The sequence below is a fragment of the Acaryochloris sp. IP29b_bin.137 genome, assembly GCF_028285745.1.
GTDB lineage: Bacteria > Cyanobacteriota > Cyanobacteriia > Thermosynechococcales > Thermosynechococcaceae > Acaryochloris.
Window position 1 is genome coordinate 1 of sequence record NZ_JANQOP010000315.1, and the last position, 9,961, is coordinate 9,961.

Genomic DNA, 9,961 nt, shown 5'->3' on the forward strand with positions numbered 1-9,961 from the left:
TGCAACTGAAACCCCATAAACGACTCAATTACCAGAGAGGCATGAGGGCGCTATCACTGATTCAGACCACATTGTGAAACCCTTGTCATCCCCAAAGCGTCTGGGGAGAAGATTTGCGATCGCAAACCCCAAGGATCCGAACGCTGCACTACTAGGAATAAACTCAATAATTTTATCCCCGTGAGCTGCCGCCAGTGGCCAACCAGTCGCTGAAATACCTGTGAATTCGTTCTTTTTCCTGACTTCAGTGTCTTTCTCGTAATCCAAAGGTTGAGAGACGTTCTTAACGATATCCCTATAATTTGACCCCTGGATCGACCCACGATCCAACTCCAGAATCAGTCTATGGCGTATCACTCCCCTCTGTCCGTGCTTATCCCTTAGCTCATATTTCAAGCTGTCTTATGTATAAATTCCATTTTGTTACATAAGATTTTTCGCGCTGCTGTAGTGGCTCAATGCACCTGTGGCCTCGATTTAGGATTTCGGGTCGTAAGTTCGTCGCTGATGCCTCTTCCGTAAGCCTTACGCGCTTTTATCTGGGTCTCTTTCAATTTCTCGGTCAGGATGATCCGTGTCCTGGTGCTAGCACCAGGACAGTGCCACTCGTTCCCTGAGTGATGTTTGACTATCTCCTCGATCCGCTCTATTGCTTCTGGTGGGCGCAGCTCGATCACCTGTTGGATATCGAATGTTGATTCAAGCTCTAATGCACATTCCCAGCAAAATTTAGAGGTATCAAATACTTCTTGCATAAATGCTTTTCTGGTGACTTTCTCGATGATCCAGTATTGCTCTTCACCTGTCTTGGAAACTCTTAGGTACTCTAACCGGACTCGTTTCCTAGTTTGCTGGGCCAGTCGCTTTTGGCTAAGGTTCAGTTTTTGAAATTGTCTTTCTAGGTCTCGGATAATCATGACTTCGCCGATTAAGTGGCAGTAACTTCGCCACCCCCAGCCAAAAAAATATTGGCCAACCATTTTCGACAGGTAGATATAGAATTACGGGTTGCAATTCATAGGCAAAAAATCAGTTCTGAATTCATACATATCACGAATGGAAGATCGTGATCTCATCCGGTCTATTCATCTATCTGTCCCTCCTTTTTTTCATTCCTCTTCTCCTTTTGCGTTTTAGGGTTCGATTTAGGGGTTGTCTCTGTCGTTGTATTCTCCTCATGTGAACGGTCAATACTCAGTTTCCCTTCTGGCTTCAGGGTCAGCTTGCTGGTCAATTTACGCATAGATTCTCCTCGAAGTGAGACCTTCATCGCATCATGGATAATCCGGTCCAGGATGGCATCGGCCAGGGTGGGATCTTGAATTTGTGCGTGCCATTGCTCCAGGGGCATTTGCGTGGCAAATAAGCAGGAAGCTTTGCGAAACCACTCGTCTAAGATATCGAGCACTTCTCTAGCTTCAAAGACAGACAAAGGATCTCTGAGCCATTCATCCAGCACCAGTAGGTCGTAGGCCGCTAATTGTTTCCGGAGCTTGGGATAAGACCCATCTCCTTTGGCCAACTTCAACTCCAGCACCAGATCAGCAGTTTTGATATAACGCACGCTATGGCCTTGCTTACATAAATGATGGGACAATACAGCCGCTAAGAAAGACCTCCCAACGCCCGTCGGTCCCAGGATGATCAATGACAGATTTTCCTGGAGCCAATGACCTTGCGCAAATTCAAGGAACTGGATCTTACGCAGTCCTCTAGGGACATCGAAATCTACTGCATCTAAGGTGGCGTGCACCGGCAGTCGTGCTTGCCTGAGTCGGCGCTGCATCCGTTGATTCTGACGTCGGATGTATTCGCGCTCCACCATCAAAGCCAGTCGTTCATCAAAAGACAGATCATGATAAGTCGGCATCGCCTGCTGTTCTCGCCAAGCCTCCAAGAGGCCTGTGAGCTTCATGTGTTGCAGCTGGTCAATCATTGCTTGCATGACTTTCTCCCCCTATGTCGCTTGATAGTATTCGGCCCCTCGGACATTGACATGGTGAATCGGAATCACCTTATGGGTTTCATCCGGTAAGGGGTCGGATTCCAGTTTGTTTTTGAGCATGGACTTGAGATAACGTTGGCCTACCATCCCCATGGCATTGGCCCGCTTGCAAGCGGCTTCCAATCGTTCGGGTCCATGGGTTGTTCTGAGATGTTGCACCCCTTTTAAGGTACGAAACGCCTGTTCATCATGGGCTTTCTTCTCAAAGATCTCGATGACTTGTTGCTTCGTCGCCGGTCCAACCTTCTCGGCCCAGGCGAGGAAGGTCTCTCTCGATTGGCTCTTGTGAGCTAAATGTGCCGGTGGCATATGCCCCTCTTGCGTGGAATGCTGAAATGAAACGCTGGAACGTTCATGCACCGCAATACGCTGATGGTCATGGAAAATCTGCACCAAAGATTCCGTGATCTTGACGGATACCGATTGACCCACATAGCCATAAGGGACGCTGTAATAGTGGCGGTTCACCTCAATGTGATAATCAAAACTCACTTTTGCGCTCTTCCATTCGCCAAACTCAAACGGTTGGCTGGGCAAGGGTCTGAGTTCCGGTTGGTCCACTTGCTCAAATAATTCTCGACGGGATAGACCATAGGATTTCATGGTCCGATGATTAAGTTTCTCTAGCCCTAATGCAATCGCTTCATTCAGTTGCTTGAAACTGGTAAAGGTCTGATCTCTCAAGGGAGCGAGAATCTGACGCTCCACTTGCTGCACGGCATTCTCCACTTTTGGTTTATCCCGAGGGGTGCTCGGACGAGCGGGCAAGATGATCACGTTGTAGTGTTCCGCAAAGTCTTGATAACTCCGATTAATCCCCGGCTCATAGCGACAGGGGTCTTTGACCCCTGACTTGAGGTTGTCTGGAACGAACGCGACCGGCACCCCGCCAAAGAAGTCCAAGGCCCGTTGATGAGACCCGAGCCAGTTCTTGATGGTTTGGCTTTCGGTCGCTTCTGCATAGGTGTTACTCGCTCCACAGCAGGCCACAAATACTTGGGCTTGAGTCACCTCTCCGGTTTTGGGATGGACCACCGGCACGGTCATCCCACAGTAGTCGACAAAAATTTTTTCCGCTCCCTTGTGGGTCTGGCGCATGGACAGTGAATGCTGCTTTTTCCACTGACGGTATCGACGGCAAAAGCCACTATAGCTAAAGTTCCAGTCTCCTCTCTCTTTACCCTCTATCCACAGTAGGCCGAGGGTGACCCCTTTGCGTTGCATGTCTCGATGCACATACTCGAAGTCAATCGCTGGCTTCTTATGGGAGGACTGGCGTTGACGTTTTCCCAGCAGATGCTGGATATCACTATCACTCAGTCGGCTTAACTGGTCATAACTGAGGGATTGACGCTGGGCACGATGCAGATAGTCTCGGACAGTAGAACGGGCGATTAAGCAGCTACGGGCAATCTCCGATTTATTGTGACCGAGTTCATGTAAGCGAATAATTTCTCTAAATTTACTCATCGACAGGGTTGCTCCTTGACGTTTATAGGCCATGGCCGCCTCCATTCCTCTGGCTATGGCACAGAAGTTTAGAGGGTGGCCTGGTCTGGTTTGACCTGTCGAAATGATGGTTAGGGGGGTGGCGAAGTTTACTGCCACTTATCCAGCGAAGTTATTACCACAGGGGTGGCGAAGTTTATTGCCATTTGACCGGCGAAGATAACTTCCACAGGGGTGGCGAAGTTGCTGCCATTTGACCGGCAAGGTTGCCCTCCCAAAGGGTGGCGAAGAAAGTGAGAATATGCACTGAGGGCAGTGGAGGATAATCGCCGACTCTGCGCGTTTATTTACCGCAATTTGGGAACGATTACAGAAATTGTGCCGACGATGGATACCCATACGGCGATGCAAATTTTCCATGCGGCTTTTTGGCTGAATGAGCACGGTGAGTCTCCTGCTCCGCTAACCATGATTTCTCTGGCTGAGGTGGTACAGGGGGTCTGGAAGGTGAATCCGGCTATGGCCTATAGTCTGGGAAATTATGTAGCGCTGCAGAATTTTGCTCGCCATTATATCCAGCGTCTCTCCCAGGAGGGAAAATATCCCCTGACTATTTGGCCCTATCACTCGATGTTGGGGGGAATTGGCCATGCCCTGGTGGCGGCGGTGGAGGAGGCTTGCTTTTTTCATAATTTGGCTCGCCATAGTCAGACCAATTTTGAAATTAAGGGGGGGAATCCTCTAACGGAAAATTACTCGGTGCTCCGACCGGAGGTCCTTGATGATCCTGAGGGTCGACCGATTGCCCAAAAAAATACCTGGTTTATCCAAAAGCTGCTGGATTTTGATGCGGTGATTATTGCGGGGCAGGCCAAGAGTCACTGTGTTGCCTGGACGATTGACGATTTGCTCACGGAAATTCAAGCTCAAAACCCGGACTTGGCGAAGAAAATCTATTTACTCGAGGATTGCTCTTCGCCTGTGGTAGTACCAGGAATAGTCGATTTTACGGATCAGGCCAATAAGGCGTTTCTACGGTTCCAGCAGGCGGGTATGCATTTGGTGCGATCAACAGATGCGATCTCCACTTGGCCTGGTATCAACTTCTAGGCAGATTAAACGCAACATGTTGCGATCTGAATGCGTTATTCCTATCTGCATGAACGGATGGCGTACTCTCAAACGCTCCAATGAGGGCCCTCAATATTATCGAATTGGGGCACAGATCTAAGGCCTGTGGATGAGGTGACGGCCAATGGAGTGGTTCCAGTGACGATCATGCCGGATGATCCTGGTTCGATGAGATTGAAATAGTTTTTACCGCATAGGCTTCATCGCTTAATCGTAAACTTGCAAAATGTTAACTTATATTATAAATTATGATTATTTATAACCTTTCCTCAGCTAACCCGCTCCGAAAATCCATCTTTGAATTTCTGATATCCCCATTAGGGCTGATGCAGTACATTCGGCCGGCGTGCTCAATTAATTTACCTAAACTAAAATTCTCTGGAGAATAAGATCCATTGGCAAGGCAACATAAAATTCTAATTGTTGATGACGAAGCGACGATTCGTCGTATCCTAGCCACCCGTTTATCGATGATGGGATATGAAATTATTGTTGCTGCGGACGGAATAGAAGCACTCGAACAGTTTGAAGCCGAGAAACCTGACTTAATTGTTTTGGATGTGATGATGCCCAAAATGAACGGATTGCAGGTTTGTCAAACCTTACGGAAGACAACAGGCGTTCCAATCATAATGCTAACGGCTTTGGGGGAAGTCAGTGACCGCATCAAGGGACTAGAATTGGGTGCAGATGACTATCTGCCCAAACCTTTTTCTCCCAAAGAACTAGAGAGCAGAATCCAAGCCATTTTAAGACGGGCCATTCCTGGCAAAGACAAGACAGGGGTTAATAATTCAGCGGAACAGGTCATCATGGAAATTGGGCCACTGCGCATTGAAACCCATAAGCGACAAGTCTATTTACATGATCAGCGGATCCAACTCACTGGGATCGAATTTGATGTTCTCAAACTACTAGTGTCTAAAGCGGGCCAAACAGTGTCTCGTTCCGACATTCTGCAGCAGGTTTGGGGTTATTCTGCAAACCACTACGCCGATTTGCGAGTTGTAGATGTTAATGTATCTCGATTACGCTCCAAAATCGGGGATAGCTCTAAGCAACCTGAGTATATCCATACAGATTGGGGAATTGGTTATTTTTTTCAAAAAATGAGAAACACATCACCTAAGCGAGTGATGTGTTAGGGTTCACAGGTCTGACCGTCAGAATGAACAAGTTTAAATATTTATTTTCCTTGCATCAAAAAAGGGGAATACCCAAACTTCTTGCCTCAGACGGACCAAAATTGATGATTGTTTTCTGAATCAATTGATTTCTGTAATCTGTTACTGATAGCTTTAACATTGACTTTTGGATGAGACAACGTCAATACAAAGTAGCTCAAGTAATTAGACATATTGCTGTGTAACTTATGTGGCTACTGGATAACACACCACTAGTTGATATGTCGATAGGGTCTATCTGTTAATTTGATAGCTTAATATAAAGCAAGGAACAAAACCTATGGGGCTAAGAAATCAAGTTATCAAGGACGAGGAGACTCAAGCCAATATCGCAGCGGATTGCGCCAAGCTCATGGATGAGCAAGTTGCAGCAAAAAAGGGGATATCTGGCCTTGCGCTCAAGACAGCCTACCGGGCTTTGAAAGGAATCGGTCCAGGATATATTCCTAGAGCCATCAAGAATCTTGTTCCCCAGGCGTTGGATGCGCTTGATCCCATATGGACAGATGGTGAACAAGCGGGTGATCCAGTAGAACATCTCAGTATAAATTCTGCTAAAACAGCCGATGTGCTGTTAGGAGTGACGGATCATAAACTGAGTCAAGCTAAGAATAAAATTGTAATTGCTACCTACAAGAAAGTACGTAAGTCCGTAAAAGGAGATGTGGAAGAAGCCGTTCCAGGGTTAGCAAAAATTCTTGGCAGTTACACCAATATATAGTTCCAAATCTCTAAACTAATCTATACAGCCTGCGCTGGCTGATCTCGTGTTTAGTAGTCAATTCATATCTAATTTTTAGCTTGTGATCATACTGGGCAAGCACGCTGAGCTAGTTCTTAAGGACGGATTCTTCCTGCCCAATAGCTTATGGCGACGGTGATTCAAATCAATCGTCGACACAATCCCGTTATCCTTATGCTCGCAACATTCCTGAATCCCCACACCAAGAGTACTTACCCAAATAAACCCATCGATGGGATAAACGTTCAGTGACCTTAGTTGAGTCTGAGGTAAGGGAATCTTCACGTTACAGTCAACATTAATTTTGGTTATATTATTCGATGCCCCCAAATCTCGCTTCCCAACAGCTCGCTCAGCCCAGAGGCAGCTTGCTTGGCAGATTCTATCGATTTCTAAAATGTCCTATCTATTCTGTTAATGTTCCGCTACAGAAACAACCATTAAGAGATATTCTCAGGCTTTACGCCCTGATCTTAATACTCACTATTCCTTTAGCACTTATGGTGAGCTCTCTCTCAAAGAAGCTTTCAACTGGCCACGCAATTAACGATATCGCAGATAAACCATGGCTTTTATTTTTTTTTGGAGTGGTTATTGCCCCCCTACTGGAAGAAATTCTGTTCCGCTTGCCTTTACGCTATACGCCAACCAATCTAACGTTACCCACATTTCTGTGGATATTTACCATTCTTAGTCTACTGGTTGGTACTAAAGTTATACCTGCTGCTTTGCTATTGCCCCTCCTATGCATTGCCGTTCTCGGATGCTTATTTCTGCGAATATGGCTGAAGGAAAAGGTTCCTGCAACACCCATACATAAGCTGTACGAGAAGTGGATTGGCTTATTGTTTTATAGCTGTGCAATTATTTTTGGTCTAGTTCATATTACTAACTTTCAGCTGAGCAGTGGGCAAGCTTTTCTATTCACACCACTACTGGTATCACCCCAAATTCTAATCGGCGTTTTATTGGGTTTTGTCCGGCTAAAGTATGGTTTTTGGTGGTGTGTTTTTATCCATACCTTTCATAATGGCCTATTCATTGGACAAATGCTCTTATATCAAACGGCATTAGGGGCAATGTCTGCGTCTCAAAAAGCTGAGCGTTTTATCAATAGTCCAAAACTCGTTAGGGCAATATTTGGGATGTTTTGGCTAGCTCTCCTCTCTGTTTGTCTGGTTGTAGTCGTAAGAATGGTACTTGAGTGGCGAGCAGAGGGACATCACCCCGTAAATGACTAGGGGGTTCCTGGGGATAAGGGGGGGCAACACCATGACTTTCGTCTCAGAAAAATATTGGCGAATGGGGATCGTCGCGGCAATGCCATCCAAAATGGGCATGGGCAAATCCATCATCACGATATGGGGTTGGAGGGTTTCTACTTGAGTGAGGGGCTGTTTTGCCTCTTGCAGCCTTAGTTTTGGGCATCCTAGGACTAACGTAATATCGATTGAAGGGTGTTCTCTACGAGAACCAAACACTATGTCTGAGGGAAAAGAGTCGTCGCTGTTGGTTTACTTTGAGCCGGGTGAGCTAATTTTTGCGGCCGACGAAGAAGGTCACCACGCCTACATTATTGAGTCAGGCCAGGTCGATATTTTCGTAACAACGACGGGGAAAGATGTTTCCCTCAAGACCCTTACCCAAGGAGATGTGTTTGGAGAGATGGCCGTTATTGATGCCTCTCCTCGTTCCGCCTCCGCTCGTGCTTTAACCGAAACATGCTGTGTCGTTATTTCTAGAGCGCAAATCTCGGATCGGATTGATGCTTCCGATCCAGTGGTCAAGCTGTTGGTCTCGCGACTATTGGATCATATTCGGTCTTTAAATACAGGCGTCTCCCAGGCTGCAAGGCCCACTGCACCTGAGATTTCTTCTGAACCCTCATCTCCTTTTTTGCCTCACCAACCGGTCTTGGAAAAAATGCGGTTGGAGTCGGAATTATTGGATGCGATCGCAACCGATGCCTTTATTCCCCATTACCAGCCCCTCGTTGATTTAGAAACGGAAGAGATCCTGGGATTTGAGTTTTTAATTCGCTGGAAAAGTCCGACCCGCGGCTGGGTCTCACCTGGACTGTTTATCGACACGGCAGAAGAAACCTCATTGATTCGTCCGATTGGTCAATGGGTAATTGAGAACGCCTGTGCGGATCTGAATCGCTTTAATCAAGCCCTGAGCCGTTCCTTTGTGGCTTCCGGGAAGCCGAGAACACCGCTCTTTATCAGCGTTAACGTCTCTGCTCGTCAATTTCAGGCCCCCCAATTCAATCAAGAACTGCTGGAGATTCTGCAGCGACACCAAATTCCCCATTCCCAGATTAAACTCGAGGTGACTGAACGGGTTTTAATGGAAGGGGCATCGGCAATCAACATTATTCAGCAATGTCGGCAGCTTGGCTTTCATCTCGCGTTGGATGATTTTGGGACGGGCTTTTCAAGCCTGACCTATCTGGCCAAATTTGAAATTGATAGCCTTAAGATCGACCAGTATTTTGTTCGTCAAATGTTAACCCATCCCCGCACCCTGGCTCTGATGAAGCATATTTTAGCCATGACTCAGGATTTGGGGATGGTTTCCGTTGCCGAAGGGGTAGAAACTCAGCAAGAATTTGATATTTTGCGTCGCTTGGGCTGCCAAATTGGCCAGGGGTATTTATTTGGCAAACCCCTCCCTTTCGAATCCGCCAAAAACTTGCTGCTAGAAAACTATCGTCGCCCATCGGCACCTACGGGCCCACTTCTTTCGAGTAACGGCATTGAAAATAGCGTGCCGCAACAAACGGGCTCAAGGGTTTAGGTTAGACCGTTTTTTGAGCATTACCCAGTCCTGAACGACTCCGCCCTTCTGCGTCTTTAGCCTTTGAGCTTCAGCCATGATGCAAGAGGTCTATTAACTGAATAAAGACTTCCGGCTACGGCTGTTGGCATATTTTCTGGGAAAATAGCTGACAAGTTGTTAGATCAGTCGTGCCATCCCCAGCTTTTGTGAGAAAGATCCTGATTTTAGCGGCCAATCCCAAGAACACCAATAAACTTCGGTTGGATGAAGAGGTACGGGAGATCCAGGAAGGGTTGCGAAGATCGCGCATCCGAGACCAGTTTGAAATCTTATCCCGATGGGCCGTCCGCACGGATGACTTGCGCCGAGCCCTGTTGGATCATGAACCCCAGATTGTGCACTTTAGTGGTCATGGTGCCGGGGCAAAGGGATTAGCGCTGGAGAACAGCTCTGGCGAGGCGCAACTGGTGAGCAGTGCGGCCTTGGCTAGATTGTTCAAGCTGTTTCAAAAGAATGTTGAATGTGTATTGCTAAATGCCTGCTATTCGGAAGTTCAGGCAGAGGCGATTCATGGCATGGTTTAAAAACAGGAGATTTTGGGTTACACCTCCACGGCAAAATAAACCATCATTTTTCGATGGCTTGAGGTCTACTTCTACCCAATCAGGT

Annotated in this window: 8 protein-coding genes and 1 pseudogene; 6 read left to right on the top strand and 3 right to left on the bottom strand. The window is 47.0% G+C overall.

Features of this window, described 5'->3' with window-relative positions; genetic code table 11:
- Positions 1-455: 455 nt before the first annotated feature.
- The 3 genes from Q0991_RS21710 to istA form a co-directional block, all read right to left on the bottom strand.
- Positions 456-980 carry a hypothetical protein gene (locus Q0991_RS21710; RefSeq protein WP_299492504.1) on the bottom strand — a complete coding sequence of 175 codons (525 nt, stop codon included), beginning with the start codon at positions 978-980 and terminating at the stop codon, positions 456-458.
- 101 nt (positions 981-1,081) lie between these two features.
- Positions 1,082-1,945 carry an IS21-like element helper ATPase IstB gene (gene istB / locus Q0991_RS21715; protein ID WP_299492506.1) on the bottom strand — a complete coding sequence of 288 codons (864 nt, stop codon included), beginning with the start codon at positions 1,943-1,945 and terminating at the stop codon, positions 1,082-1,084.
- A 12-nt stretch (positions 1,946-1,957) separates the two neighbouring features.
- The gene (gene istA, locus Q0991_RS21720) at positions 1,958-3,508 is read right to left on the bottom strand and encodes an IS21 family transposase (protein WP_299492508.1); all 1,551 of its coding nucleotides are present in this window, start codon (positions 3,506-3,508) and stop codon (positions 1,958-1,960) included.
- Positions 3,509-3,760: 252 nt separating this feature from the next.
- On the opposite strand from istA, the pseudogene Q0991_RS21725 reads away from it, so the two are divergent.
- From Q0991_RS21725 to Q0991_RS21750, 6 genes and pseudogenes are all read left to right on the top strand, one after another.
- Positions 3,761-4,564 (top strand): annotated as a pseudogene (locus Q0991_RS21725) (isochorismatase); the annotation flags it as partial.
- A 416-nt stretch (positions 4,565-4,980) separates the two neighbouring features.
- The gene (rpaB, locus tag Q0991_RS21730; protein ID WP_299492510.1) at positions 4,981-5,730 is read left to right on the top strand and encodes a response regulator transcription factor RpaB; all 750 of its coding nucleotides are present in this window, start codon (positions 4,981-4,983) and stop codon (positions 5,728-5,730) included.
- A gap of 319 nt (positions 5,731-6,049) precedes the next feature.
- Positions 6,050-6,490, top strand: a complete 441-nt coding sequence (locus Q0991_RS21735) for a hypothetical protein (RefSeq protein ID WP_299492512.1) — start codon at positions 6,050-6,052, stop codon at positions 6,488-6,490.
- A gap of 521 nt (positions 6,491-7,011) precedes the next feature.
- Positions 7,012-7,752 carry a CPBP family glutamic-type intramembrane protease gene (locus tag Q0991_RS21740; protein WP_299492515.1) on the top strand — a complete coding sequence of 247 codons (741 nt, stop codon included), beginning with the start codon at positions 7,012-7,014 and terminating at the stop codon, positions 7,750-7,752.
- 241 nt (positions 7,753-7,993) lie between these two features.
- Positions 7,994-9,310, top strand: coding sequence for an EAL domain-containing protein (locus tag Q0991_RS21745; protein WP_299492516.1), 1,317 nt, complete (start codon positions 7,994-7,996; stop codon positions 9,308-9,310).
- A 170-nt stretch (positions 9,311-9,480) separates the two neighbouring features.
- The gene (locus tag Q0991_RS21750) at positions 9,481-9,876 is read left to right on the top strand and encodes a CHAT domain-containing protein (RefSeq protein WP_299492517.1); all 396 of its coding nucleotides are present in this window, start codon (positions 9,481-9,483) and stop codon (positions 9,874-9,876) included.
- The last annotated feature ends 85 nt before the right edge of the window (positions 9,877-9,961 follow it).

Excerpts from the sequence above, each read along its gene's own strand:
- Q0991_RS21710 (WP_299492504.1), bottom strand. The coding sequence starts at position 980 with ATGGTTGGCCAATATTTTTTTGGCTGGGGGTGGCGAAGTTACTGCCAC.
- istB (WP_299492506.1), bottom strand. The coding sequence starts at position 1,945 with ATGCAAGCAATGATTGACCAGCTGCAACACATGAAGCTCACAGGCCTC.
- istA (WP_299492508.1), bottom strand. The coding sequence starts at position 3,508 with ATGGCCTATAAACGTCAAGGAGCAACCCTGTCGATGAGTAAATTTAGA.
- Q0991_RS21735 (WP_299492512.1), top strand. The coding sequence starts at position 6,050 with ATGGGGCTAAGAAATCAAGTTATCAAGGACGAGGAGACTCAAGCCAAT.
- Q0991_RS21740 (WP_299492515.1), top strand. The coding sequence starts at position 7,012 with ATGGTGAGCTCTCTCTCAAAGAAGCTTTCAACTGGCCACGCAATTAAC.
- Q0991_RS21745 (WP_299492516.1), top strand. The coding sequence starts at position 7,994 with ATGTCTGAGGGAAAAGAGTCGTCGCTGTTGGTTTACTTTGAGCCGGGT.